22 protein-coding genes are annotated in these 24,321 nt (G+C 69.2%); 14 read left to right on the top strand and 8 right to left on the bottom strand.

Annotated elements, in window-relative coordinates; translation table 11 throughout:
- Positions 1-25 precede the first annotated feature (25 nt).
- Positions 26-316 (top strand): helix-turn-helix domain-containing protein, encoded by a 291-nt coding sequence (locus K340_RS0105180; protein ID WP_245599453.1) that lies wholly within the window; start codon positions 26-28, stop codon positions 314-316.
- A gap of 106 nt (positions 317-422) precedes the next feature.
- On the opposite strand, the gene K340_RS0105175 is transcribed toward K340_RS0105180, so the two are convergent.
- Complete coding sequence (locus tag K340_RS0105175; RefSeq protein ID WP_029135945.1) at positions 423-1,769, bottom strand: family 4 glycosyl hydrolase; 1,347 nt, start codon at positions 1,767-1,769, stop codon at positions 423-425.
- A 43-nt stretch (positions 1,770-1,812) separates the two neighbouring features.
- Between K340_RS0105175 and K340_RS0105170 the strand changes: the two genes are divergently transcribed.
- Positions 1,813-2,946, top strand: coding sequence for a carbohydrate kinase family protein (locus K340_RS0105170; RefSeq protein ID WP_084614058.1), 1,134 nt, complete (start codon positions 1,813-1,815; stop codon positions 2,944-2,946).
- Positions 2,947-2,988: 42 nt separating this feature from the next.
- Here K340_RS0105170 and K340_RS0105165 read toward each other — a convergent pair whose 3' ends face one another.
- Positions 2,989-3,690, bottom strand: a complete 702-nt coding sequence (locus K340_RS0105165) for a VOC family protein (RefSeq protein ID WP_029135943.1) — start codon at positions 3,688-3,690, stop codon at positions 2,989-2,991.
- A 156-nt stretch (positions 3,691-3,846) separates the two neighbouring features.
- On the opposite strand from K340_RS0105165, the gene K340_RS0105160 reads away from it, so the two are divergent.
- The 3 genes from K340_RS0105160 (at position 3,847) to K340_RS0105150 (ending at position 7,170) form a co-directional block, all read left to right on the top strand.
- A complete protein-coding gene (locus tag K340_RS0105160; RefSeq protein ID WP_051265108.1) occupies positions 3,847-5,286 on the top strand; it encodes an ABC transporter substrate-binding protein in 1,440 nt (479 codons plus the stop codon).
- Between the two features lie 13 nt (positions 5,287-5,299).
- Positions 5,300-6,253 (top strand): carbohydrate ABC transporter permease, encoded by a 954-nt coding sequence (locus tag K340_RS0105155; protein WP_051265105.1) that lies wholly within the window; start codon positions 5,300-5,302, stop codon positions 6,251-6,253.
- A 125-nt stretch (positions 6,254-6,378) separates the two neighbouring features.
- Entirely contained in the window at positions 6,379-7,170 is a 792-nt protein-coding gene (locus K340_RS0105150) for a carbohydrate ABC transporter permease (protein WP_037362939.1), read from the top strand.
- A 126-nt stretch (positions 7,171-7,296) separates the two neighbouring features.
- Here the strand turns inward: K340_RS0105150 and K340_RS0105145 are convergent, their stop codons facing one another.
- The 4 genes from K340_RS0105145 to K340_RS0105130 form a co-directional block, all read right to left on the bottom strand.
- The gene (locus K340_RS0105145) at positions 7,297-7,854 is read right to left on the bottom strand and encodes a TetR/AcrR family transcriptional regulator (protein ID WP_029135939.1); all 558 of its coding nucleotides are present in this window, start codon (positions 7,852-7,854) and stop codon (positions 7,297-7,299) included.
- A 46-nt stretch (positions 7,855-7,900) separates the two neighbouring features.
- Positions 7,901-10,747: an aconitate hydratase gene (locus tag K340_RS0105140; protein ID WP_029135938.1), complete on the bottom strand. Its 2,847-nt coding sequence runs from the start codon at positions 10,745-10,747 to the stop codon at positions 7,901-7,903.
- A 255-nt stretch (positions 10,748-11,002) separates the two neighbouring features.
- Positions 11,003-12,556, bottom strand: a complete 1,554-nt coding sequence (locus K340_RS27595) for a hypothetical protein (RefSeq protein ID WP_051265103.1) — start codon at positions 12,554-12,556, stop codon at positions 11,003-11,005.
- 143 nt (positions 12,557-12,699) lie between these two features.
- Entirely contained in the window at positions 12,700-13,296 is a 597-nt protein-coding gene (locus tag K340_RS0105130; protein ID WP_154674083.1) for a hypothetical protein, read from the bottom strand.
- A 337-nt stretch (positions 13,297-13,633) separates the two neighbouring features.
- Between K340_RS0105130 and K340_RS33870 the strand changes: the two genes are divergently transcribed.
- From K340_RS33870 to K340_RS0105095, 7 genes are all read left to right on the top strand, one after another.
- On the top strand, positions 13,634-15,709 hold the full coding sequence (locus K340_RS33870) for an NlpC/P60 family protein (RefSeq protein ID WP_029135936.1): 2,076 nt from the start codon (positions 13,634-13,636) through the stop codon (positions 15,707-15,709).
- 256 nt (positions 15,710-15,965) lie between these two features.
- On the top strand, positions 15,966-16,997 hold the full coding sequence (locus K340_RS0105120; protein ID WP_029135935.1) for an AAA family ATPase: 1,032 nt from the start codon (positions 15,966-15,968) through the stop codon (positions 16,995-16,997).
- On the top strand, positions 16,997-17,974 hold the full coding sequence (locus tag K340_RS27585) for a DUF58 domain-containing protein (RefSeq protein WP_051265101.1): 978 nt from the start codon (positions 16,997-16,999) through the stop codon (positions 17,972-17,974). The genes K340_RS0105120 and K340_RS27585 overlap by 1 nt, the downstream gene beginning before the upstream one ends.
- Positions 17,971-18,924: a VWA domain-containing protein gene (locus K340_RS0105110; RefSeq protein ID WP_029135934.1), complete on the top strand. Its 954-nt coding sequence runs from the start codon at positions 17,971-17,973 to the stop codon at positions 18,922-18,924. Before K340_RS27585 ends, K340_RS0105110 begins: the two co-directional genes overlap by 4 nt.
- A gap of 63 nt (positions 18,925-18,987) precedes the next feature.
- On the top strand, positions 18,988-19,728 hold the full coding sequence (fabG, locus tag K340_RS0105105) for a 3-oxoacyl-ACP reductase FabG (protein ID WP_051265099.1): 741 nt from the start codon (positions 18,988-18,990) through the stop codon (positions 19,726-19,728).
- Between the two features lie 77 nt (positions 19,729-19,805).
- Positions 19,806-20,651 carry an enoyl-ACP reductase FabI gene (gene fabI, locus K340_RS0105100; RefSeq protein WP_051265097.1) on the top strand — a complete coding sequence of 282 codons (846 nt, stop codon included), beginning with the start codon at positions 19,806-19,808 and terminating at the stop codon, positions 20,649-20,651.
- A gap of 115 nt (positions 20,652-20,766) precedes the next feature.
- Entirely contained in the window at positions 20,767-20,961 is a 195-nt protein-coding gene (locus K340_RS0105095; protein WP_029135931.1) for a CsbD family protein, read from the top strand.
- 139 nt (positions 20,962-21,100) lie between these two features.
- Here the strand turns inward: K340_RS0105095 and K340_RS0105090 are convergent, their stop codons facing one another.
- Both K340_RS0105090 and K340_RS0105085 read right to left on the bottom strand, forming a co-directional pair.
- Positions 21,101-21,892 carry a hypothetical protein gene (locus tag K340_RS0105090; protein WP_029135930.1) on the bottom strand — a complete coding sequence of 264 codons (792 nt, stop codon included), beginning with the start codon at positions 21,890-21,892 and terminating at the stop codon, positions 21,101-21,103.
- A 26-nt stretch (positions 21,893-21,918) separates the two neighbouring features.
- A complete protein-coding gene (locus K340_RS0105085; RefSeq protein WP_161632055.1) occupies positions 21,919-22,809 on the bottom strand; it encodes a neutral zinc metallopeptidase in 891 nt (296 codons plus the stop codon).
- Positions 22,810-22,941: 132 nt separating this feature from the next.
- Between K340_RS0105085 and K340_RS0105080 the strand changes: the two genes are divergently transcribed.
- Both K340_RS0105080 and K340_RS0105075 read left to right on the top strand, forming a co-directional pair.
- Positions 22,942-23,766, top strand: coding sequence for a DUF3097 domain-containing protein (locus K340_RS0105080; RefSeq protein WP_037362928.1), 825 nt, complete (start codon positions 22,942-22,944; stop codon positions 23,764-23,766).
- Between the two features lie 121 nt (positions 23,767-23,887).
- Positions 23,888-24,316, top strand: a complete 429-nt coding sequence (locus K340_RS0105075) for an NfeD family protein (protein WP_029135927.1) — start codon at positions 23,888-23,890, stop codon at positions 24,314-24,316.
- The last annotated feature ends 5 nt before the right edge of the window (positions 24,317-24,321 follow it).

Below are 24,321 nucleotides of genomic sequence, written 5' to 3'. Positions count from 1 at the left end.
AGCGATCCAGCGGAAGGGTCGTGCCATGGTCACCAAGGCACCGAAATCAGCGACGTCGACGGCGTCCGATACCTCGAACACCGTCGGTCGCCGCAAGCAGGCAGGACTTCGCAAAGGGGCCAGGATCACCGGCCCGGAACGGGATTCGGTCAGCGCCGGGATCCGGGAGCGATATCTGGCCGGCGCGAGCATCCGGACGTTGGCCGGCGATCTCGGCCGGTCCTACGGATTCGTCCACCGGATCCTGGTCGACGCGGGGGTGCCGCTGCGCGGACGAGGCGGTGCGACCCGGGGCAGGCGAGCGGTGCCGGGCTGACCAGCCCACGACCGTGCGACCATGCCGCGGGCGGTCGCACCCCGCCCAGCGACGCGGCCCGCCCAGCGACGCGGCCCGCCCAGCGACGCGGCCCGGGATCTCAGAGTCAGCGCAGGATCGATCCGAGCTGCGGATGATCGGCGACGGTCGAATCAACCAGGGCCGCCGCGATCCGCGGTGACCCGATCAGCGGATGCTGTTCGAACGCCAACCGCGCGGTGGCTGACGACCGGTGCCGGACCGCGTCGATCAGCGTGCGTTCGGCCGCCCGCACCGAGGCGATCAAGCCGAGTTGGTGCAGGTCCAGTGGCCGGGCCACGGGCAGCGGACCGACCCCGTCGGACGTCACGGTTGCCGGCACCTCGAGGACCAGTTCCGGCGGCAGCTGTGGCACCGCGGAACCGTTGCGGCTGTTGACGATCAACGTCCGCGCGGGGCCGCCGGCCAGCGCCGCCATCAGATCGAGGGCGACGTGCTCGTACCCCCCGCCGGACAGATCCTGCTGATCGCGTTCGTCGGCGCCGCGCGCCTCGGCAAGGTAGCTGCGCTCCCGGCTCATCCGGGTCTCGGACCAGGCGGCCAGCGCCGCCGCCGGCTCGACCGGGCCCGCGTCGGTGAACGCCCGGTAGAACGCCCGTTGGCTGTCGGCGACCACCTCGCCGCGGGTCCGGCCCGTGGCCAGCTCGGCGACCAGATCCCGCTGTGCGTAATAGAAGTACAGGTACTCGTTCGGGATCGCCCGCAGGCCCTGCAACAGTTCGGCGCCGAACAGCCGTCCTTCTTCGATGCCGGCCAGTCCTGCTTCGTCCGCCAACAGTGACGGCAGCAGATCGGTGCCGTCCAGCTGGAGCGAGCGCAGCCAGCCGAGGTGGTTGATCCCGACGTAGTCGACGGTCGCAGCGGACTCCGGAACGTCCAGCGCCCGACACGCCCGGCGGACCAGGCCGATGGGGGAGTCGCAGATGCCGATCACCCGATCGCCCAGCAGCTCTCGGAGCGCCTCGGTGATCATCCCGGCGGGGTTGGTGAAGTTGAGCACCCAGGCGTACGGCGCCAGCGCACCGATCCGTTCGGCAATCTCCAGCATCACCGGCAGCGTGCGCAGTCCATAGGTCAGCCCGCCGGCGCCGACCGTCTCCTGTCCGAGCACGCCGAGTTCCAGGGCCCGGCGTTCGTCGCGCACCCGACCCTGCGTGCCGCCGACCCTGATGGCGGCGAACACCACGTCGGCGCCGGTCAGCGCGTCGTCCAGATCCGTGGTCAGCCGCACCCGGGGCGGGCGCCGGACGCCGACGGCCATCCCGTCCAGCACGGCGGCGATCACCGTCAGCCGGTCGGGGCTCAGGTCGAACAGCACCAGCTCGTCGACGTCGACCTCGTCCCGACGCTGCAGCAGGGCCCGGAAGATCAACGGTGTTCGGAACCCGCCGCCACCCAACAGCACCAGACGCATATTCAGCAGGGTATCCGGCGCCCCGGATGGCAGGCTGTTGGACATGGCGCTGCCCGAGATCCAGACCCAGACAGAAGCAGACACCGAGAGCCCAGCTGGCCCCGATGCCGCCCGGCCGGCCGCCCTCGACGTGATCATGCAGGGCACCGTCTTCCTGGACATCGTGTTCACCGGGCTCCCCGGGTTGCCGACCGCCGGCACCGAGTTGTTCGCCGAGGGAATGGGCAGCTCGCCGGGCGGGGTGGCGAACCTGGCGGTCGCCGCCGCCAGGCTCGGCCTGCACACCGGACTGTCGGCAGCGTTCGGCGACGACTCCTACGGCGACTTCCTGTGGACGACGTTGGCCGATCAGGAACACATCGACCTGTCGGCGTCCCGTCGGTTCGACCACTGGCATTCACCGGTCACGGTGTCGATGGCCGTCAACCGCGACCGGGCGATGGTGACCCACGAGCATCCACCGCCGGTGCCCATCGACCACCTGCTCAATGATCTCCCGGCCGCCAGAGCGGGCGTCGTACACCTCGGCGCGGCCAACGGCGAATGGGCGCAAAAGGCGTCTGCCGCTGGCACTCTGCTGTTCGGCGACGTCGGCTGGGATGCCACTTTGGAGTGGCCGGCCGAGGTGCTGGATCAGCTCGGGCAACTGCACGCGTTCCTGCCCAACAGCGCAGAAGCGATGGCCTACACCCGCACCGAGGATCCACGCGCAGCGTTGATGGCGCTGGCCGATCTGGTGCCGGTGGTGATCGTCACCTGCGGTGGGCAGGGCTCGATCGGGTTGGACGGGGTCAACGGCGAGGAGGAATGGGTGCCGGCGCTGCCGGTGAACGCCGTCGACGCGACCGGCGCAGGCGACGTGTTCTCCGCGGCATTCATCGTCGGCACCCTGCAGAACTGGCCGCTGCGGCAACGAATGGCGTTCGGCAATCTGTGTGCCGGCCTGGCCGTGCAACAGGTCGGTGGTTCGCTGGCCGCGCCCGGCTGGGGCGACATCGCCGACTGGTTCGGCACTGTCACCGAGCGAGCGGGGACCGGCTCGCGGCCGGCGCTGGCGTTGCGGCACAGTTACGAGTTCCTGGAGGACGTGATCCCGGCCGGCGCGGCCGAGTCGGCGCACGGCCCGGGCGCGGTACGCCGGGCCAGCGCCACCATCGCCCGGTTCTCCGACGCCTGACGGGCGACGACGGTTGTCGATGGGTTCCCGGTGGGTCTGGACTCAGCCTGCGCGGACGATGAATTCGTTGCCGTCGGGGTCGGCCATCTCGACGCGGTCGGCCGACCGGGCACGAAGGGTCGCGCCGAGCGAGACCAGTCGTTCCGCCTCGCCGGTCGGGTCCGGGCTGACCAGATCGAAGTGCTGCCGGCTCCGGGCCCGGGAATCGATCGGCGGTGCGCCCCAGGAGTCCCAGGAGATCTTGGTGCCGCCCAACGGTGACTGGACCGCGGTCTGCGCGCCCATGTCCCACACCAGCGGCCAGTCCAGTGCGTCACGCCAGAACAGTCCGACGTCCCGGGAACCGTCGCAGGTGACCTCGCCGAGGTAGCCGGTGCCGGCCAAATAGCTGTTGCCCGGATCGATGACACACAGCTCGTTGCCGCCGGGATCGGCCATCACGACGTACTCGGCGTCGGGCCCCTGGCCCACGTCCAGGTGACGGCCGCCCAGCCGAAGCGAAGTCTCGACGGTTCGCCGCTGGTGCTCGATGCTGCTGCTGGTCAGATGCAGGTGCAGTCGTCGCCGGCCGACCTGCCAGGTCTCGGAGCTGACGAAGCGGAGCCCGACCTGCGTGCTGTCACCCGGTAGCAACGCGCCGGTGGGCCCGGTGCGGACCTCCCGGTCCAGCAGGCCGGCCCAGAAGGCCGCCACCGCGGTCGCGTCGGCCACCTCGAAGGCCACTGCTTCCAGTCGTAGTCCCATGTTCGCACCCTAGGACGGGACGGTGGCCCGGGCGAGGGGGTTTACCCGGACATCCGACAGGCTGCCTGTCTCGCCGTGCAGCTCCGAGTTCTAGGCTGACGGAGCGCGCCCACCGATACCGGCCGCGCGAAGGTTCGCGAACCGAGGGAGAACACGATGACTGTTGGCAACGACCAGGGGCGCACCCGGCCCGGACCGTTGAATCGGCGGGCCTTCTTCTCGGTCGGCGGCACGCTCGCCGCCGCCGGCATTCTGGCCGCCTGCGGATCGAACACCGGTCGGGACGGGGGAACCACCAGTGCCGCCGCGGGCAGCACCGAGGCGACCGCGGGTACCACGGCGGGGACCTCCGCGGCGTCGTCCGCGGCGTCGTCGCCGGCGTCCGGGGCGGGATCCGCTGCCTCCTCGGCTTCGTCCGCCTCGGGCCCCGCGGGGGCCAAGCCGACCCTCAATCAGTGGTACCACGAGTACGGCGAGGAGGGCACCAAGGCGGCCGTCGAGAAGTACGCCGCCGCCTACCCGAACGCGACGGTGAAGGTCGGCTGGTTCCCGGGCGACTACGACTCGAAGATCGCAGCCGCGCTGCTCACCTCCGACGCGCCGGACGTCTTCGAGGCCGGGAACGGCCCGAGCATCGACGCCATTCAGGGTGGACAGGTGCTCCCGCTGGACGGCCTGCTGGGTGATGCCAAGGACGATTTCACCCAGTCCCTGATCGAGCGGATGACCTACGACGGGAAGCTGTACGCCATCCCGCAGGTGATCGACATGCAGTTGCTGGTGTACCGCAAGTCGATGCTGGCGGACAAGAACATCCAGCCGCCGACCACCTTCGACGAGCTCGCGGCCGCCGCGAAGGCGCTGACCGACGGCGACCTGAAGGGGCTGTTCGTCGGCAACGACGGCGGTGTCGGCACGCTGGTCGGTCCGACCCTGTGGTCGGTCGGCGCCGACTACCTGACCAAGGACAACAAGGTCGGCTTCACCGATCCGGCGGTCGCCACGGCGTTCGGCAAGCTGCACGAGTTGTTCACCTCGGGCAGCCTGCTGCTCGGGGCGCCCACCGACTGGTCGGCGCCGGACGCGATCGTCAACGAGCTGTGCGCCATGCAGTGGACCGGGCTGTGGACCTTCCCGACCCTGCAGAAGGAACTCGGCGACGACTTCGGGGTACTGCCATGGCCGAAGTTCTCCAGTTCGGGGGCCGGCGCACCCAGCGTGCCGATCGGCGCCTACGGGTCGTGTGTCGCCGCCAAGTCTCAGTACCCGGATGCGGCAAAGGCTTTCGTCAAGTGGCTGTGGGTCGATCAGACCAGCTTCCAGATCGACTTCGCGACCAGCTACGGGTTCCACGTGCCGGCCAGGGCGAGCCTGGCCGCCAAGGCCGACAAACTGAAGTCGGGGGAGGCGGCCGAGGCGGTGAAGATCCTGCAGGAGAACGGGCATGCCCAGACCCCGCTGTTCTGGACGCCGGCCTCCGGCACGGCGATGAGCGACGCCGTCACCAAGATCATCAAGGACGGTGCCGATCCGACGAAGACCCTCGCCGGTGTTGTCGGCAAGGTCAACGCCGAACTCAAGCGCGTCGTCAAGTAGCGCCCGGCCGGTCGTGGCTTCTCAGGCGGCGGTCGGCGCTCCTCGCGCCGGACTGGGCAGGAAGCTGCTCGGACCGCAGAACCGCAACCTGTGGTTCTGGGTGTTCGTCGGGCCATTCCTGCTCGGGTTGCTGATCTTTGTCTACATCCCGATCCTCTGGAGCATCTACCTGTCGTTCTTCGATGCCCGGAACACCGTCACCCCCACCACCTTCGTCGGGTTCGACAACTACAAGTTCATGCTCACCGACCCGGCGTTCCTGTCCAGCCTCGGCACCTTCGCGGTGTTCGCGGTGTTCATCGTGCCGGTGACGTACGCCTTCGGTCTGGCGCTGGCACTGGCGGTGAACCGGACCCACTGGTTCCAGGCGTTCTACCGATCGGCATTCTTCCTACCGACCGCCTGCTCGTACGTGGTGGCCTCGCTGATCTGGCGGATGACGATCTTCAACGGTGTCAGGTCGGGTCTGGCCAACACGGTGCTCGGCTGGTTCGGGTTCGATAACGTCGCCTGGTTGTCGGTGACCCACCCGCCCTGGTATTGGCTGGTGCTGGTGACGTTGCGGCTGTGGCTGCAGGTCGGTTTCTACATGATCCTGTTCCTGGCGGGGCTGCAGCGGATCCCGCCCATCCTGTACGAGGCGGCGGCCATCGACGGCGCCAAGGCCGGCTGGCAGACGTTCCGGTACATCACCTTCCCGCAGTTGCGCGCCACCTCCGTGGCCGTGCTGGTGTTGTTGCTGATCAACGCCTTTCAGGCGTTCGACGAGTTCTACAACACGCTGTCGAACTTCGGTAGCTACCCGCCGTACGCCCGGCCGCCACTGGTCTACCTGTACTACATCGCGCTCGGCTCGCAACAGGACCTGGGCCGGGGGAGCGCGGGGGCGATCATCCTGGCCGTCCTGATCGGCCTGGTGACCGTGCTGCAGGCGAGATTCCTGACCGGACGCAGGCGGTCGGCGTGAGCGCGACCGTCTCGTCACCGCAGGCCGATCGGGCGGCAGCTGCCAGGGCGAGCACGAAAGTGCCGAGGGACCACCGGATCCGGCGCGAGCCGCTGGACCGGATCGGCGTCGCCCTGCGCACCGCGATGCTGGCGCTGGGGTCGCTGATCTTCCTCATCCCGTTCTACCTGCTGATCCGCAATTCCCTCTCGGTGCGTCGGGAGATCGCCGGCCGGACCTTCACGCTGTGGCCGGAAACCCTGCAGTGGGACAACTTCTCGGCGATCTTCGCCAACGACACGATCCCGTTCGCCCGGAGCCTGTTCAACTCGGTGGTGGTGTCGATCGTCCAGACGACCCTCACCGTCGCGCTTGCGGCGATGGCCGGGTACGGCCTGGCAAGGATCCCGTTCCGGTTCTCCGGACTGCTTACCGGTGTCGTGCTGGCGACGCTGATGATCCCGGCCGCGGTGACCTTCGTGCCCACCTTCGTCATGGTGTCCAGCCTCGGGTGGGTGTCGTCGCTGCAGGGGCTGATCATCCCGGGGCTGTTCTCGGCCCTGGCGGTGTTCCTGTTCCGTCAGCAGTTCACCGATTTCCCGAAGGATCTGGAGGAGGCCGGCCGGATCGACGGGCTCGGCTATTTCGGGGTCTTCTGGCGGGTGGTGCTGCCGAACTCCGGCGCGTTCGTCGCGGCGGTCGCCGCGATCACGTTCCTGGGCAGCTGGAATGCCTTCCTCTGGCCCCTGGTGATCGGCCAGGACCCGAGCTCGTGGACGGTGCAGGTGGCGCTGTCGTCGTACACCACGTCACAGAGCCCGAACTATCCGCAGCTGTTCGCCGCAGCCACCATCGCGATCCTGCCGGTCATGGTGCTGTTCATCGGCCTGCAGCGTTTCATCCGCCAGGGCTACGAATCCACCGGCTCCACCGGCTGACTCCCCACCCGGCGCTTATCAACTTCCGATGCGCTTGTGAACGTGCAGGATCTGGTACGAGAGTGGCAGGTGTCGCCTATTTCGTAAGCGCCTGTGAAGTTGATAAGCGCCAGAGGGGGAGTGCGGTCAGCGGCGTACGGACGATTCGACCACGTCCAGGACGGCGGAGAAGCGGTCGGCGGGTAGGTCCGCGGCCAGGTGGGTGACCAGGCCCTCGAGAACCAGCTCGAGGTAGGAGGCCAGCACCTCGATGTCGACGTCCTCACGGAGCACGTCGGCAGCCAGCTGACGGCGCAGCCGATCACGGGTCGCGTTGCCCACCGCGCTGCGGCGCTCGGCCCACAATGACCGGAACTTCGGGTCGGTGCGGAAGCGTCTGGAGATCTCCAGCTGGGTGCCCAACCAGCCCGGGTCCGGGTTCGCGATCAGCTCCCGCATCACCTGCACAAGGCCTTGTTCGGCAACGGTTTCGGCCATCTCCGCCACATCCGCCTCGGCGAGTGCGACGAACAGCGCGTCCTTGTCGGCGAAGTGGTGGAAGATGGCGCCCCGGCTCAGTCCGGCGGCCTCCTCGAGGACGCGCACCGTCGCCCCCTCGTACCCGTGCCGCGCGAAGGCGGTACGGGCGGCATCGAGGATCTGACGGCGACGCGCCTCGAGTTTGTCGGTACTGACCCGGGGCACCGTACGCTCTGCCCTGTCCTACCGGTCCGCTGCTACTTCGCCGCTGCTACTTCGACGACCCGGCGAGCAGGTTGCGCAACACGTACTGCATGATCCCGCCGTTGCGGTAGTAGTCGGCCTCGCCCGGGGTGTCGATCCGGACGGTCGCCTCGAAGCTGCCCGGCTCGTGGTTCGGCTTGGTCGGGGTGATCCGAACGGTCACGGTCTTGGGCGTCCGACCCTCGTTGAGCTCGGTGATCCCCTCGATGTCGATCTTCTCGGTTCCGTCCAGACCCATGTCCTCGGCCGACTTTCCGTCCGGGAACTGCAACGGGATGACGCCCATCCCGATCAGGTTGGAACGGTGGATCCGTTCGTACGACGACGCGATCACTGCCTTGACGCCGAGCAGCGCGGTACCCTTCGCCGCCCAGTCCCGCGACGAACCGGAGCCGTACTCGGCCCCGGCCAGGATCACCAGCGGCACACCGGCTTCGGCGTACGCCTCGGACGCCTCGAAGATGGTGGTCTGCGGCGCATCCTGCGGCGCCGTCGGATCGCCGGCCGTGAAGTTCCGGGTGAAGCCACCCTCGACGTCGGTCAGCAGCTGGTTGCGCAGCCGGATGTTGGCGAAGGTGCCGCGGATCATCACCTCGTGGTTGCCGCGCCGCGACCCGTACGAGTTGAAGTCCCGCCGCTGCACGCCGTGTTCGGCCAGGTACTTGCCGGCCGGTGAGGTGACCTTGATGGCCCCGGCGGGGGAGATGTGGTCGGTGGTCACCGAATCGCCGAGTTTGGCCAGCACGCGCGCGCCGCTGATGTCCTGCACCGGCGCCGGCTGCGCCGGCATCCCGTCGAAGTACGGGGGCTTGCGCACATAGGTGGACTCGGCGTCCCACTCGAAGATCTTGCCCTCGGGTGTCGGCAGCGAGGTCCAGCGCTCGTCACCGGCGAACACGTCGGAGTAGCCGGAGGCGAACATCTCTTCGTTGACGGCGGACGCGATGATCTCTTCGACCTCGTGCTCACTGGGCCAGATGTCCTTGAGGTACACCGGGTTTCCGTCGGTGTCGGTACCCAGCGGATCCTTCACCATGTCGACGTCCATCGATCCGGCGATGGCGTAGGCGACCACCAGCGGCGGCGAGGCCAGGTAGTTCATCTTGATGTCGGGGTTGATCCGACCCTCGAAGTTGCGGTTGCCGGACAGCACCGAGACCACGGCCAGGTCGGATTCGTTGACGGCGGCCGAGATCTCGTCGGGCAGCGGCCCGGAGTTGCCGATGCAGGTGGTGCAGCCGAAGCCGACCAGGTTGAAGCCCAGCTTCTCCAGGTACGGCAGCAGGCCGGCCCGCTCGTAGTAGTCCATCACGACCTTGGAGCCGGGAGCCAGGGTGGTCTTCACCCACGGCTTGCTGGCCAGCCCCTTCTCGACGGCCTTCTTCGCCAGCAGCGCTGCCCCGAGCATCACCTGCGGGTTGGAGGTGTTGGTGCAACTGGTGATCGCCGCGATGGCGACGTGTCCGTGATCGATCTCGAAGGTCTGGCCGTTCATCGTCACCGATGTCGGTGCCGACGCCCGCGGCGCCAGCGACGCGGCATAGGGCTGGTGCGCCGGGTGGTTACCGGGGTTGGGATTGGTGGACGCCGGGTCGGAGGCCGGGAAGGTCTCCAGCAGTGATTCGTCGGCGCCGTTGTGCTCATCGTGGGTGACGTAGGCGTTGAGCGCGTCCCGGAACCCGTCGACGGCCTCGGCGAGGATCACCCGGTCCTGCGGACGTTTCGGGCCGGCGATCGATGGCACCACCGTCGACAGATCGAGCTCGAGGTACTCCGAGTAGTCCGGCTCGTGATCAGCGTCGTGCCACAGCCCCTGCTCCTTGGCGTACGCCTCGACCAGCGCGAGCTGTTCGTCGGGCCGGCCGGTTAGCCGCAGGTAGTTGATCGTCTCTTCGTCGATCGGGAAAATCGCTGCGGTGGAACCGAATTCGGGACTCATGTTGCCGATGGTGGCGCGATTGGCCAGCGGCACGGCGGCCACCCCGGCGCCGTAGAACTCGACGAACTTCCCGACCACCCCGTGCTGGCGGAGCATCTGGGTGATGGTCAGCACCAGGTCGGTGGCGGTGGTGCCGGCCGGCAGCTCGCCGGTCAGTTTGAACCCGACCACCCGGGGGATCAGCATCGAGACCGGCTGGCCGAGCATGGCGGCCTCCGCCTCGATGCCGCCGACGCCCCAGCCGAGCACACCCAGCCCGTTGACCATGGTGGTGTGGGAGTCGGTGCCCACCAGGGTGTCCGGGTAGGCGGTCGGCGTGCCGTCCAGGTCGCGGACCATCACCACTCTGGCCAGGTACTCGATGTTCACCTGGTGCACGATGCCGGTGCCCGGCGGTACCACCTTGAACTCATCGAAGGCGGTCTGGCCCCAGCGCAGGAACTGGTAGCGCTCACGGTTGCGCTCGTACTCCAGCTCGACATTGCGCTCGAACGCGTCGGCCCGGCCGAACACATCGGCGATCACCGAGTGGTCGATCACCAATTCGGCCGGCGCCAGCGGATTGATCTTGTCCGGGTCTCCGCCGAGGTCGGACATCGCCTCCCGCATGGTGGCCAGATCGACCACGCACGGCACGCCGGTGAAGTCCTGCATGATCACCCTGGCCGGGGTGAACTGGATCTCGGTGTCGGGCTCGCCGTCCGGCTTCCACTGCGCCACCGCGCGGATGTGATCGGCAGTGATGTTCGCACCGTCCTCGGTACGGATCAGGTTCTCCAGCAAGACCTTCAACGAGAACGGGAGCCGGTCCGCGTCCTCCAGACCCTTGACCCCCTTGATCCGGTAGATCTGGTAGTCCCTGCCGTCGACGGTCAGGGTGTCCTGGGCGGCGAAGCTGTTCTTGCTGGGGCTCACGTCTGCATCTCCTTCGACACGGTCTTCCGGTGGGCGTCAACGGGTGCTCGGCCCGGCCACTCGGCCTAACAGTACGCGTGTCCTGTTTTACCGGCAACGGCAGCGTCCCGCTCGTCGGCCGGCCCCTGGCACACCCGGATCCGCACCGGTCGACCGGCACGGACGACGAACCCGCTGCGGTGCGGGTGCACCACAGCGGGTTCGTCGTTCCGGTCGCGGTCGGTCGTCGGCCGCGCCCGGGTCAGTGCTCGATCGTCACTTCCCGGCCAGCTGCAGCAGGTAGTCGATGTCGCCCGGCTGCAGACCCTTCAGCAGGGTCAGTACCGCACCGGAGTAGCTGCGCAACGGGCTGACGTACCACTTGCCGTCGACCTCGGTGGTCACCACGCCCAGGCTCAGTACCTGCTTGAACTCACGCTTGATCAGGTCGGCGATCTGCGGCGGCAGCTGGCTACCGGTGCTGCCGCCCATCACGGCCTGCAGCACGTTGTCGCCGGTGAACTCCTGCTTCTGCCCGTCGACCTCGACGGTGACCTTGCCGGCGGCCGCGTCCACCGCGATGCTGACGGTCTTGCCATCAGCCTCGATGGTGGCCGTCTTCAGCGACACCTGGGTGCCGCCGGTGACGGCGCTGGTGCTGAACGACAGGTTGCTGATCTTGGGCATGTCGGTCGGCGCCTGCCCGCTCTTGACGTTGCCGGCCAGCAACATCTGGTGGCCGTAGTCGTACAGCACGCCCATCTCGTCGGGCGGCAGCATGCCGATCACGCCCTCGTAGTCGCCGGCGGTCGCCTTGTCCAGCAGACCGGTCACCGCCTCCTCGGGAGAGCCGGCCCCGACCGCCGCGATCGACTGCGCGGCTTCCTTGGTGTTCAACGCCGGATTGGACTTCTTGGCATCCTGCAGCCAGTAGTCGGCCATCGTGTAGAACAGGCTCGGGTACCACTTGTCGCCGCGCTTGACGGTGGCGATCCGGATCGGCTCGCCGCCGTTGTCCTTCACCACGTCAGCGATGTTGTACGTCTTCGACTCCGGCTGCACCTTGTCCAGCTCGCTGCCGGCGATCTGCTTCATCTTGTCGGTGAACGGCAGGTTGGCAGCGTCGCTGTTGATCGTCACGGTGCCGCCGGTCAGCTTGACGATGGTCACGTGGTCGTTGACCTTCTCCTCCTTGGCGGCGTCGAAGGTCAGGTCCTTCATGGTGACCGCGGTGCCGGTCAGCGCGTCGGTCGAGGCGTCCGGCTTGATGATCTCCAGCCGCTTCAGCTCGCCGAGGATGTCACCCGACATGTCGGTGAACACCTGGGCCTCGGTGGGATCCAGTTGCTGCGCGACACCCACCGCGTCCTTGTTCGACAGCGACAGGAGCATGTCGCTGGCTGCCGCCTGCGGGCTCGCCTGGCCGCCGTCAGCGGTGTTGGTGTCCTTCTTGCTGACCAGCCACACGGTGACGCCGGCGGCGATGGCCAGTACCACCACGACGGCGGTGACGATCACGCCCAGGTTCTTCTTCTTCGGCTGCGGAGCGCCCTGCGGCTGCCAGCCGGCCGGGGCTTGCGGCTGCCACCCCTGCTGCGGTCCCGGCGGGGGACCCTGCTGGTAGGCCTGCTGCTGATACGGCTGCTGCGGCTGCTCCGGACCGCTCTGGTAGGGCTGGGAGTACGGCTGCTGGGAGTAAGGCTGCTGATTCGGCTGCTGCTGACCCTGCCAGTTGCCGGGGGCGGGTTGACCCTTGAAGCCCTGCGGCGTGCCCGGGTTCTCCGGCTGCCAGCCGCCCTGGCCTTGTTGGGGCCCGTAGTTGTCGCTCATCGGCGTGCGATCCCTCCTGCAGGATGCGATCTTGGTTGCGGTCTCGGTGTGCGTACTTGTTCTCGCTTAGTGCAGAGGCGCCGACCGCGCCGCTGAATGCATCCGGCGCGGCAGTCGCCCGTTCCTCTGACGAACCACGTCCGTCATCGGTTCCCTGACGCCGGCCGACCAGCCGCCGATCGCGGGGGGACACCGCGGACCGTCACCCGGATGTCCCGGCGGCACGACGCCATGAGCAACACGCCGCCGGCGATCACCAGCACGGCTCCGGCGATCACCGTCAGCGGACCGACCAGGTCCAGCTGAATTCCGTAGCGGCTCCGGGTCCCGACCACCAGTACCGCGACGACGGACGGCACCACCCCGACGATACCGAGAACCACGGCGAGCGCTCCGGCACTGCGCCAGAGTCGGAAGGCAGCCAGCACCAGCGGGAGCATCAGCGCCGGCCCGAGCAGCGGCCAGGCGCCGAGCAGGCCGCTGACCGCCGCGTTGTCGACGAGCGGGAACCGCTGCAGGGCGCCGACGATCTGGTAGCTGTTGCGGTCGACCGAACCCGACCGCAGCCACGGTCCGAAGGTGCCGGCGAGGGTGACGACGATGCCGGTCAGCAACAGCAGCACGGCGGCGGACCGCCAGAACGGCAGACCTGTCGAATGCGGCGCCGGAATCAGCCGGCCGGCGGATTCGACGGTCCGCACGGCCGACGGCGGAGTCGGCGGCCGAGGAGTGATGGTCACGTCGAACGAGTCTGCCTCACCCGACCGGCGCAACCGCTACTCCGGCGGAAAGCCCCGGCCGAATGTCCGTAAACATGCTGTATGTCCGGTATGGGACGCAAGTTTCACGATTTGTTTGCTGGGACGGGTGGCGTCCAAGGTGTCTAAAGTGGCATGGTGCTCACGGGCGTGTCGGATTGACATCTGAACGCTCATTGGTTTCGAGGGTCGCATTTGGCCCCGATGTCCGTGGCGTCCGCCGCGGGGAGGAGAGCTTGTGAGTTCCGTCCGACAGTGGCACAGCGGAGCGCGTGACAGCGCGCGAAACGCTGCCGGCGCCGTGGTACGGAGCGCCTGCGTGATCGCGATCGTCGGCGCGCTCGGCCTCGGTGCCGTGCTTCCCGCCGGCGCCACCCCGGCCCGGCCGGTCGCCCAGGTGCCCGCCCTGGTCGCCGCGCCCTCGCCGACACCACCGCCGAATCCGTCCGATGACGACATCAACTCCAGTGAGCAGCAGGCGGCGGATGCGGCCTCCGAGGTCGGTCGGCTCTCCGGGCAGGTGAGCGCCACCGAATCCAAGATCTCGCAGTTGCAGGACGACCTGGAGCTCAAGTTCGAACTGGCGAACAAGGCCGATGTCGACCTTGAGGTGGCCAAGGACGATGCGGCCAAGGCCGACCGGGCGGCGCAGCAGGCCGCGGCAGCCGCGGCGGCCGCCGGCGACAAGATCACCGAAGCCGAGCAGAAGGCGGCCGATTTCGCGGCGGCCTCGTTCCGGAACGGTTCGGTGCTCGGCTCGATGACGGCACTGCTCGGCTCCGAGAGTCCCGCCGACCTGATGCAGCGGGACGCCATGCTGGACCAGGTGTCGCAGTCACAGCTGAACGTCATCGCCCAGCTGCAGACGGCACGAAACATCAAGGCGAACAAGGACGCGGCAGCCAGGGCAGCACTCGATGCCGCGAAGGCGGCCCAGCAGCAGGCCACAGCGGCGGCGGTGGAGGCGCAGAAGGCGCAGCAGACCGCGTCCGCGGCGTTCAAGGACGGCCAGACCCAGCTCGCCGGCCTGCAATCCGAGCTGGCGGCACAGCAGCAGGCCTACGCCGATGCGTTGAACAACACCGAGTCGCTCAAGGCCCAGCGGGACGCCTACAACCAATGGTTGGCGGAGAAGAAGGCCGAAGAAGAGCGGCAACGCAAGGCTGCCGAAGAGCGGGCCAGGCAGGCCCGGATCGAGGCGGCACGTCAGGCGGCAGCGGCCAAGGCAGCCGCCGAGGCGAAGGCCGCCGCCGAGGCGCAGGCCAGGGCGGAAGCCGCAGCCAAGGCGAAGGCCGCCGCCGACGCCAAGCGCGCCGAGCAGGCCAGGGAGGCCGCGGCGCGGGCGAGCGCTGCCGCAGCAGCAGCCAAGCGCAAGAAGAATGCCCAGGCCCAGGCCGCGGCCGAACGCGACGCCAAGAACAAGGCGGCGGCGGCGAAGGCGGCCCAGGATCAGGCCGATCGGGCCAAGGCGGCCGGGGAGAAGTCGGCGGCCGACGCGAAGTCGTCGGCGAATGCGCAGAAGGCAGCGGACAAGGCCTCAGCAGAGGCCGATGCCGCCGCCGGCCGGCAGGCGGCGCTGCGGAAGCAGGCGACCGAGGCGGCCCGGATCGAAGCCGCCCGCAAGGCCAAGGAACAAGCCGCGAAACTCAAGGAGATCCAGGGCCAGGGCACCGGTGGCGGAGCGTACTTCCAGAGCTGTGACGCCGCCAGGGCCGCGGGCTTCGGCGCCATCAAGAAGGGCGAGCCCGGCTACCGAAAGGCGCTGGACCCCAACAACAACGGCATTGCCTGCGACGCCAGCCTGCCGGCGAAGACGCCGACGGTGTACTACAAGGACTGTGACGCCGCCCGGGCCGCCGGAGTGGCGCCGCTGAAGAAGGGCGACCCCGGATTCCGGGCCGCACTGGACACCAACGGCAACGGCTCGGCCTGCGACGGTGGGGCCGTCTCACCGAGCACCGGCGGTTCGAGTGTGCCCAACAACGGCTCCAAGGGCTCGATCGTGGTGAACGCCGCGCTGCGCTATCTCGGCACGAACTACTCGTGGGGCGGCGGCAACGCCAACGGGCCGAGCTACGGCATCGGCAGTGCCTCCGGCATCTACGGCTTCGACTGCTCCGGCCTGGCGCTGTACGCCTGGGCCCAGGCCGGCGTCAGCCTGCCGCACTATTCGGCCTACCAGTACCAGTCCGGGCAGCACATCGCCCGACAGGATCTGCAGCCGGGCGACCTGGTCTTCTTCGCGCACAGCACGTCCGACTGGACGACCATCCACCATGTGGCGATCTACATGGGCAACGGACAGTTGATCGAGGCCCCGCAGGCCGGTGTGCCGGTGCGGATCCGCGGATGGCGGGACGACGGGTACATCGGCGCGACCCGGCCGGGGACCTGATAGGTCGAGAGACGGCTCACGTCCGCGACGGTTCACATCCCGGACACAGACGAGCAACAGACACTGGCGGCAACGCACCATCGACGCCGACGGCCCGGGCGGCTCCACCGCCCGGGCCGCGGTCCGTTCCGGGACGTTCGGGTCCACGCCGCTGGATCTTTCGTCATGATGGTGTGAGCAACCGCGGGCCCGAGGGCCGCGCGGCACGGCAGACTGGGCAGCAGTCGATCACGAGGAGGAGCCGGTGACGGCGGAGATGACGAGCAATACGGTCGGACGGACCGAGGCGGCGACCGCCGGACCGGGCCGCGACGCCCAACTGCTGGAGCGCACGGTCTTCGAGGTCAAGCGCGTGATCGTCGGGCAGGACCGGCTGGTCGAGCGGATGCTGGTCGGCCTGCTGGCCAAGGGCCACCTGTTGATCGAGGGCGTCCCCGGCGTCGCTAAGACGCTCGCCGTCGAGACCTTCTCGAAGGTGGTGGGCGGCACCTTCTCCCGCATCCAGTTCACCCCGGACCTGGTCCCGGCGGACCTGCTCGGCACCAGGATCTACCGGGCCGGCCGGGAGGAGTTCGACACCGAGCTCGGACCGGTGGTGGCCAATTTCGTGCTGGCCGATGAGATCAACCGGGCGCCGGCCAAGGTGCAGTCGGCGCTGTTGGAGGTGATGGCCGAGCGGCACGTGTCGATCGGCGGCAAGACCTACCCGATGCCGAACCCGTTCCTGGTCCTGGCCACCCAGAACCCGATCGAGAACGAGGGCGTCTATCCGCTGCCGGAAGCCCAACGTGACCGGTTCCTGTTCAAGCTGCTGGTCGACTACCCGGACCCGGACGAGGAACGCGAGATCGTCTATCGGATGGGCGTCACACCGCCCGAGGCGAACCAGGTGCTGCCCATCGAGGAACTCGCCAGGTTGCAGTCGGTCGCCGCGAACGTGTTCGTGCACCACGCGCTGGTCGACTACGTGGTCCGGCTGGTCTATGCCACCCGGACGCCCGCGGACCACGGCCTGACCGAGGTCGCCGGCTGGCTCTCCTACGGTGCCTCGCCGCGGGCCAGCCTCGGCATCATCGCGGCGGCGCGGGCGCTCGCGCTGGTTCGTGGCCGGGACTTCGTGATCCCGCAGGACGTGGTCGATGTGGCCGCCGACGTGCTGCGCCACCGACTGGTGCTGTCGTACGACGCGCTGGCCGACGGCGTGCCGGTCGAAGTGATTCTTTCCCGGCTCCTGCAGGCGATCCCGCTGCCGCAGATCAGCCCGTTCACCGCGCCGGGAGTCGCCTGATGCCACAGCCCCGCAGCGGCAACGCCGGGGTGCCATCGACCGCAGATCCGACCCGGCTGGACGCGGCCCTGACGACGCTGGAGCTGACGGTCCGGCGCCGGCTGGACGGGCTGCTGCAGGGCAACCACCTGGGATTGGTCCCCGGTCCGGGTTCGGAACCGGGCGAGGCGAGGGCGTACTACCCGGGTGACGACGTCCGCCGGATGGACTGGTCGGTGACCGCCAGAACCACCGAGCCGCACATCCGGCAGACCGTGGCCGACCGGGAACTCGAGACCTGGATCGTCGCCGACCTGTCGGCCTCGCTCGACTTCGGCAGCACCGGCTGCGAGAAACGGGACCTGGCGGTCGCCGCGGCGGCCGCGGTCGGTCATCTCACCCAGGGCGGCGGAAACCGGATCGGCGCGGTGGTGAGTACCGGCAGCGGGCTCGAGCGGATCCCGGCCCGCGGCGGGCGACCGTATCTGCAGTACCTGCTGCGCACGCTGGCGTCGACCCCCCGCAGCGAGGCCGGCGACCGGGGCAGCCTGGTCACCGCGCTGGAGCAGCTGCGCCGGCCGCCGCGTCGGCGCGGACTGGCGGTGGTGATCTCCGATTTCATCGGTCCGATCGACTGGGAACGATCGCTGCGGGCGTTGACCGGACGACACGACCTGCTCGCCGTCGAGGTGCTCGACCCGCGCGATCTCGAGCTGCCGGAGGTAGGGCTGGTCACCTTGGTCGACCCGGAGACCGGTCGTACCAGGGAGATCCAGACCACGGCAACGCTGCGCCGCGATTTCGCCGCTGCCGCCGACGCCCACCGGCGCAACGTGGCGACCGCGTTGCGTCGGGCGGGCAGCGCCCAGCTCACGCTGCGCACCGATCGGGACTGGGTCGCCGACGTCGTCCGGTTCGTGCTGACCCGCAAACGGGGGTGGACGGGCGCCGCTGCCGCCGCGGCCGGCGCCGGCTCCCATGCAGGGGAGGCTTGGTGACGTTCGCCGACCCCGGCTGGTTCGCCCTGGGTGCCGTCGTCCTGGCGCTGATCGTCGGGTACGTCCTGGCCCAGCACCGGGCCCGCAAGGACACCCTGAAGTTCGCCAATCTCGAGCTGCTGGAGACCGTCGCACCCAAGCGTCCGAGCCGCTGGCGGCACGTACCCACCGCGGTCGTGCTGGTCGGCCTGGCGCTGCTGACCGTGGCCGCCGCCGGCCCCACCGCCGACGCCAAGGTGCCCAGGAACCGCGCGGTGGTGATGCTGGCCGTTGACGTCTCGCTGTCGATGGAGGCCACCGACGTCACCCCGACCCGGTTGGCGGCCGCGCAGGAGGCCGCCAACCAGTTCGTCACCGACCTGACCAAGGGCGTCAACCTTGGCATCATCTCGTTCGCCGGCATCCCCAGGGTTTTGGTCTCGCCGACCACCGACCGCACCGTCGCACACGCGGCGATCGACAACCTCAAGCTGGATCAGCGCACCGCCACCGGCGAGGCGCTGATCACCGCGCTGCAGTCGATCGAGGCGTTCTCCAAGACCTTCGGCGGCACCGATGAGGCGGCACCGGCCAGGGTGGTGCTGATGACCGACGGCAAACGCACCACCGGGCGCACCGAGGAAGAGGCGGCCCAGATGGCCGCCAAGGCGAAGATCCCGGTGTCGGTGATCGCCTTCGGCACGGCCACCGGCAGCGTCGACATCGAGGGGCAGCGCATTCCGGTGCCGCCGGACGAGGACGGCATGCGCAAGATCGCCGAGATCTCCGGCGGCGACTTCCACACGGCGGCCACCGCCGAGGAATTGAAAAAGGTCTACGCAGAACTCGGCGAGCAGATCGGCTACGAGGTCGTGCAGAAGGACGTCTCGCGGCCCTGGCTGCTGGCCGGGCTGATCGCCGCGATGATCGGTTGCGCCGGAGCACTCGTCGTCGGCCGGCGCATTCCCTGACGGGAGCGGCGCCGGCCCACTGGTCATCGGCCGACGGACTCCCTGACGATAGTGTTCTGCACCATGAGCGCCGCCGTGCAGGACACCGGAAACACATTCACCGCTCGGTCGGTCCTGGTGACCGGAGGGAACCGGGGGATAGGGCTGGCCATCGCCCGGGCACTGCAGGCGGCCGGCCATCGGGTGACGGTGACCCATCGCAGCGGATCGGCCCCCGAGGGGCTCGCCGGGGTGATCTGTGACGTGACCGACGGCGCCTCCATCGATGCGGCGTTCAGCGCCGTCGAGGCCGAGCAGGGGCCGGTTGAGGTGCTGGTGTCGAATGCCGGAATCACCGACGACACCCTGCTGCTGAGGATGAGCGAGCATTCCTTCACCTCGGTGCTGGACGCGAACCTGACCGGCGCCTACCGGGTGTCCAAACGGGCGTCCTCCCAGATGCTCCGCAAGCGCTGGGGACGGATGATCTACATCTCCTCGGTGGTCGGGATGCTCGGTGGTCCGGGCCAGGTCAACTACGCCGCCTCCAAGGCCGGCCTGGTCGGACTGGCCCGATCGATCACCAGGGAACTCGGGTCGCGCAACATCACCGCCAACGTGGTGGCGCCCGGATTCGTCGACACCGAGATGACCAGGACGCTGACCGACGCCCGGCGCAAGGAGATCCTCACCCAGGTGCCCGCCGGGCGGTACGCGCGGCCGGACGAGATCGCGGCCGCGGTGGTGTTCCTGGCCTCCGACGGCGCCGGCTACATCAACGGCGCCGTCATCCCGGTCGACGGCGGCCTGGGAATGGGACACTGATCCATCGTCGCCCCCTGCCTGTCACCCCGCACTGCCTGAGCCACCCGAACCACCCAGCTGAAAGCGAGCCGACCAGAATGACCGAACCGACCACCGAGAACACCGGTACCGACGCCCCGCAGACCGGCCAGTTGGGCAGCGGGCTGCTGGCCGGCAAGAACGTGCTGATCACCGGCGTCATCACCGAGGCGTCGATGGCCTTCCACGCGGCCCGGCTGGCCCAGCAGCAGGGTGCGAAGGTGGTGCTCACCGGGTTCGGCCGGATGTCGCTGGTGGAGCGGATCGCGAAGCGACTGCCCGTGCCGGCGCCGGTCGTCGAGCTGGATGTGACGAACACCGAGCAGCTTGACTCCCTCGCCGAGCGCCTCGGCGACCATTTCGACCGGATCGACGGCGTGCTGCACGCGGTTGCCTATGGCCCGCCGAGCACCCTTGGCGCCCCCTTCATGGACGCGCCGTGGGAGGACGTGGCCACCGCGGTGCACACCTCGGCGTACTCGCTGAAGGCACTCGCGGCGGCCGCCCTGCCACTGATGACGGCCGGCGGCAGCATCGTCGGGCTGGACTTCGACGCCCGGCAGGCCTGGCCGGCCTACAACTGGATGGGGGTGGCCAAGGCCGCCCTGGAGTCCGTCAACCGTTATCTGGCAAGGGATCTCGGCCCGAAGGGCATCCGGGTGAACCTGATCTCGGCCGGACCGATCCGGACCATGGCCGCCAGGTCGATCCCCGGCTTCAGCGGGCTGGAGGACGGTTGGACCGGTCGCGCCCCGCTCGGCTGGGACACCTCGGACCCGACGCCGGTCGCCCGCGCCGTGGTCGCGCTGCTGTCGGATCTGTTCCCGGCCACCAGCGGGTCGATGGTGATGGTCGACGGCGGCTTCCACGCTTTGGGATTCGGGTCGGACGAGGCCGGCTCCTGAGGCGGTAGCGGCTGATCCCGTCGGGTGCGTGCCGCGACGTTTCACCGGCCGACGGGTGGGTACCGACAGCCGTGGACGTCGCAACCGCGCGGCGGCTCGACGAGAGGAGCACACCATGGGTCTCGGAGATCTCGGTGACAAGGCCAAGCATGCGGGCGAGGAAGCCCTCGGTAAGGCCAAGGAGGGCCTCGGCAAGCTGACCGGCGACGAAAGCACCGAAGCCGAGGGTCAGGCCGAACAGGGTAAGGCGAACCTCAAGCAGGCCGGCGACAAGATCGCCGATGCGGCCAGGAAAGTCACCGACAGCTGACGCCGGTCGCCACCTGCAACCACCCCCGGCGAGGATCCACTTCGGCCGCGAGGATCGACTTCGGCCGATCTGTGACTGGTGTGACGAAACGAGCTACGCCAGTCCTCGACAGTGAAGTGGATCCTCGCGCGGGCAGGGGTCAGGCCGAGCGATCAGGGATCAGGTCCGGGCGGGGGCGGGCGGCGAGCAGCTCGGCGATCGCCAGATTCACCGCTGCCGCCCGTCCGTTACGGGCGGCGTCGCCCAGCGGCCCCAGCACCGCGGCGACCTGATCCAATTGGTGGCCGTTGACCGCTGCGGTCCGGTGGGCGCCGATCACCGCCAGCAGCGCCTCCAACTGGATGCATCGATCCAGCAGCGCCACCGCGCGGGCCGGCATACCGGGCGGCAGCGGCATCGAGTGCTGGTGCACGAAGTCGCTTACCTGCTGGCGGGCGGCTGCCGCCTGCACACCGAGCTCTGCCGTCACGAACAGCTCGGTCGCGCGCCGTACGGCCGCATCCAACTCCTCACGCGCCGGCAGCAGCTCGTGGTTCACCGGCCGGCCGGTGGCGGCGAAGATCCGCCACAGGCCGTCGATCGGCACGATGGTGACGCCGACCTCGAACAACACCACCGCGGCACCGGCCCGCAACGCCGATGCCGTGGCCGGACCGGCCGGCACCGGCAGGCCTCGGACGTCGCCGGGCCGCGGCAGCACCAGCGACGGCGCGCCGGATCGCAGCAGTGGCAACAACGCCGCCGGCCCGGCCGGCGCCTCACCGGGGCCGGGGATCGACGCGGCCGACGAACCGTCCGGAGCCGGCCCGTCCCGGCGGACCCCGGCGGTCAGCCCGAAGCCGGAGATCGCGGTGAGCACGTCGTCGGCGGCGGTGCCTGCGGTGTAGGCGGCGCCCCACAGGGCAAGGGCGGAGGCGGCGGGAACGGACATCGCTCCACGGTACGACCTGGTTCCGGTCAGCCCGGCTCGAGCCCGCAGGAGGCCATGGTGCCGCCGGCCATCCCGCGCTCGGTCGCGGCCAGTCGGGCGTCGGGGTCGTCGTGCATCTGACGATGTTCGGCGGTGTCCAACAGCACGACCTCCTGTCGCCAGACGGCGAGCAGCTGAGCCTTGTCCATCCGTCCGGCGCTGATCTGGTCCTGTGCCCAGACACCGGCCAGGCAGTCGGCCTGCAGTTCGATCTTCTTGGAAACGTCAGGGTCGGTGGTGTCGGCGGTCTTCAGCGCCGGATCGACGGCGAACTGCGCGGCATGCCCGACCTCGTGGGCCAGCGTCATCGCCAACGAGTACGGCACCTGCTCGGGGGTGAACTGCCTGTTCCACAACGTCAGGATGCTGGTGTTCAGGTAGATGGTGCTGTTGTCCGGGCAGTAGTAGGCGTAGATCGTCTGCGGCGCGAAGCAGGCCTGCGGCTCCGGCGGAAACGTCGGCTCGATCACCACCGGTCGGTTGATCGGCCGGTCAGTCGCCCGCTGCCAATAGCTGACCAGATTGCGATGAACGCAGTCGGACAAACCGTGGATGTCGGACACCGGGACCGTCGGGCAGACGCCGAAGGCGTGGCCAGCAACGGATGTTGGAGTGGATGTTGGAGTAGATGTCTCGGTGGGTGTCTCGCTGGATGCCGGACCGGACGTCTCGGCGGATGTCGGGGTGGATTTCGGAGGGGATGTCACGGGGGAGCCGGACGTCGCTGCCGTGGACGGGAGTGCCGTCCCGGCCGTGCCCGGTCCGGACGTCGCGGCCGACGCACCGCCGGTCGCCGAGCCGCAACCGACGACCGACAGCAGCACGACGATGACGCCGGCGACCAGCCATGCGCGGCGGGTGATCATCGCGGCCCCCATCGTTGTCCTGGCACCGGCGTTGCGTTCCCGCGACCCGCGCGGGCGGTCCCGTAACGTAACGCCGCGTGCCAGAGTACTTGTGTCACCGGTCATTCCGCCGGCCGTTCGCGCCTTCGACAGGTGGTGCGCACGGTGTCGACTGACCGTTACGCCGCCGACGTGCTGGGCGCCGGCGCCCGTGCCAAGAAACAACCGCGGGTATTGCCGGCCACCTCCGATGTGGTGGCCGAGGATCCGCTGTCCGGCTTCTGCGGCGCGGTCGTGGGGTGTTCGTCATCCGCGGTGACGCTGGAGGACCGACGCGGAAACCGGCGGAACTTCCCGCTGGCGCCGGGCGCCTTCCTGGTCGACGGGCAACCGACGACGCTGGCCCGGCCGAAGAGCGGTCCGGCAGGACCGCAGCGTTCGGCCTCCGGATCCGTTGCGGTGACGGGGCTTCGGGCCAGAACCGCACGGGCGGCGCGGATCTGGGTGGAGGGCATCCATGACGCCGCGCTGGTCGAGCGGGTGTGGGGACACGACCTGCGGGTCGAGGGCATCGTGGTCGAGCCGCTGCACGGCCTTGACCACCTGCCGGACGCGCTGGCGGACTTCGGCCCCGGCCCGGGCCGACGGGTCGGGGTGCTCGCCGACCATCTGGTGGCCGGGAGCAAGGAGCAGCGGATCGCCGACCAGGTGTCCGGCGACCATGTGCTGGTCACCGGCCATCCGTACATCGACATCTGGCAGGCGGTGAAACCCGAGCTGGTCGGCATCCGCGGCTGGCCGGACGTGCCGCGCGGCATCGACTGGAAGACCGGGGTGTGTGCCGCATTGGGGGTGTCCGACCCGACCACCATGTGGGGCAGGGTCAACGGGGCCGTACGCAGCTACCGCGATCTACAGACGCCGTTGATCACCGCCGTCGAGATGTTGATCGACTTCGTCGCCGCGGACGGCGGCGACCAGGTCGGCTAGACGCCCGGCTCCGGGCCGGATCGGTCGGTCGTCTGCCGGTCCGGTCACGGGCTGGTCACGGTGTACCGGTCCCGACACCGCCGGACCCGTCCCGCATGTGCTGCTCTGGCAGGATGAGGACATGCAGGCATGGATCTGGTTCGCCGCAGCGGTCGTGCTGTCGATCGCCGAGATGCTCGGCGGCGAATTCGTCCTGCTGATGCTCGGCGGCGGTGCGCTGGCCGGCGCCCTCACCGCCTTGGTCACCGATCAGCTCTGGATCCAACTGCTGGTCTTCGCGTTGGTCTCGGTGGCACTGGTGGTCGGCGCCCGCCCGCCGCTGTTGCGGCGGCTGCACAAAACACCGCAGCTGCGTAGCGGTATGGATGCGGTAATCGGCTCGCAGGCCACGGTGATCTCCACCGTCGACGCCGGTGGCGGGCAGGTCAAGATCGGCGGCGAGGTCTGGTCGGCGATCGGTGTCGACGGTCACCGGCCGCTGCCACCGGGAACCCCGGTCACCGTGGTCGAGGTCCGCGGCGCGACTGCCGTGGTGATCTGGGGACAATGACCCCG

Origin of the sequence: Nakamurella lactea DSM 19367 (genome assembly GCF_000426645.1) — a bacterium.
Classification (GTDB): Bacteria; Actinomycetota; Actinomycetes; order Mycobacteriales; family Nakamurellaceae; genus Nakamurella; species Nakamurella lactea.
The sequence above is the reverse complement of the archived record's forward strand: the minus strand, read 5'-3'. Positions and strand labels throughout refer to the sequence as shown.

What these genes read in the sequence shown, in the direction of transcription:
- K340_RS0105180 (WP_245599453.1), top strand. Translation starts at nt 26, where the DNA reads ATGGTCACCAAGGCACCGAAATCAGCGACGTCGACGGCGTCCGATACC.
- K340_RS0105175 (WP_029135945.1), bottom strand. Translation starts at nt 1,769, where the DNA reads ATGCGTCTGGTGCTGTTGGGTGGCGGCGGGTTCCGAACACCGTTGATC.
- K340_RS0105170 (WP_084614058.1), top strand. Translation starts at nt 1,813, where the DNA reads ATGGCGCTGCCCGAGATCCAGACCCAGACAGAAGCAGACACCGAGAGC.
- K340_RS0105165 (WP_029135943.1), bottom strand. Translation starts at nt 3,690, where the DNA reads ATGGGACTACGACTGGAAGCAGTGGCCTTCGAGGTGGCCGACGCGACC.
- K340_RS0105160 (WP_051265108.1), top strand. Translation starts at nt 3,847, where the DNA reads ATGACTGTTGGCAACGACCAGGGGCGCACCCGGCCCGGACCGTTGAAT.
- K340_RS0105150 (WP_037362939.1), top strand. Translation starts at nt 6,379, where the DNA reads ATGCTGGCGCTGGGGTCGCTGATCTTCCTCATCCCGTTCTACCTGCTG.
- K340_RS27595 (WP_051265103.1), bottom strand. Translation starts at nt 12,556, where the DNA reads ATGAGCGACAACTACGGGCCCCAACAAGGCCAGGGCGGCTGGCAGCCG.
- K340_RS0105120 (WP_029135935.1), top strand. Translation starts at nt 15,966, where the DNA reads ATGACGAGCAATACGGTCGGACGGACCGAGGCGGCGACCGCCGGACCG.
- K340_RS27585 (WP_051265101.1), top strand. Translation starts at nt 16,997, where the DNA reads ATGCCACAGCCCCGCAGCGGCAACGCCGGGGTGCCATCGACCGCAGAT.
- fabG (WP_051265099.1), top strand. Translation starts at nt 18,988, where the DNA reads ATGAGCGCCGCCGTGCAGGACACCGGAAACACATTCACCGCTCGGTCG.
- fabI (WP_051265097.1), top strand. Translation starts at nt 19,806, where the DNA reads ATGACCGAACCGACCACCGAGAACACCGGTACCGACGCCCCGCAGACC.
- K340_RS0105095 (WP_029135931.1), top strand. Translation starts at nt 20,767, where the DNA reads ATGGGTCTCGGAGATCTCGGTGACAAGGCCAAGCATGCGGGCGAGGAA.
- K340_RS0105090 (WP_029135930.1), bottom strand. Translation starts at nt 21,892, where the DNA reads ATGTCCGTTCCCGCCGCCTCCGCCCTTGCCCTGTGGGGCGCCGCCTAC.
- K340_RS0105085 (WP_161632055.1), bottom strand. Translation starts at nt 22,809, where the DNA reads ATGGGGGCCGCGATGATCACCCGCCGCGCATGGCTGGTCGCCGGCGTC.
- K340_RS0105075 (WP_029135927.1), top strand. Translation starts at nt 23,888, where the DNA reads ATGCAGGCATGGATCTGGTTCGCCGCAGCGGTCGTGCTGTCGATCGCC.